Source organism: Oleiphilus sp. HI0125, from assembly GCF_001635355.1.
In genome coordinates this window covers 1-821 of sequence record NZ_LWGF01001260.1, presented here as the reverse complement: position 1 = coordinate 821, position 821 = coordinate 1, and the positions used below count along the sequence as shown (strand labels likewise).

General features: G+C 42.4%; 1 protein-coding gene. It reads right to left on the bottom strand.

The window, feature by feature from the left end:
• Positions 1–80: 80 nt before the first annotated feature.
• Positions 81–821 (bottom strand): flagellar brake protein (locus A3762_RS21925; RefSeq protein WP_068757636.1); only part of this gene is annotated, 741 nt, incomplete at its 5' end.

Sequence of the window (821 nt, the reverse complement as noted above, 5' to 3'; positions counted from 1 at the left end):
CTTGGTCCGCCTAAACCTGCTACAGGGTTAATGACCAGAGCAACGGTAAATCTTTTTGAATGGCTCATATACTTCGGAGCTTATCTTTGCTCATAAATGAAATTATTGAGGGTCAGACGCGCATCTTCGCTCATTTCTAAAAACTGCACGCCAAAAACAAAATGCGGTTCGCCGACAACTTCCGACTCAACATGCGCATTTCGAATAATCGCAGATAAGCGAACGTTGCGCGTCATGTCTGGCAATACTAGATCAAACTCCAACAACAACTCATGACCAAACTCACCTAGCCGATCACGAGATCTGATTTTTGCACCCGTTTTGCTTAGGTCTTCAATGATTCCATCTTTTGGCCATGTTGCATCGATATTAAAATGGCTATCTATGTTCGCCATGATTCGCGTCGTGACGCGCTCTGCACTGCGCACTTTTCGCATTTCAATCATACTGGGATATGACAAAAACATATGCGGAAATGGCTCAGAAACCAATGCCAACACGCGTACCCCAAAATTAACAAAGCCAGTTTTCAACAAGAATCGTGCTTTTAACAGAGAACCTTCATTTAAAAGATCTTTCAATGCCTTTTCAGGTAAAGACACGATTAAAGCCGTATCTTTTTCAACACCAATTAAACGTACCTGCTCACGACGAGCTGGGGCTGCCAAATCTAAAGTAAGCGGCATACCAGTAGGAACACGTAAATCACTGAAACTCAATTTTTCAGGATATCTTTGTTGAACAACTGTCTGCACGGCAGCATCACCTCTCTGTGAATTTGGCGCCAAAGAAAAATTTATTTGATATTGAACCCTAGACTT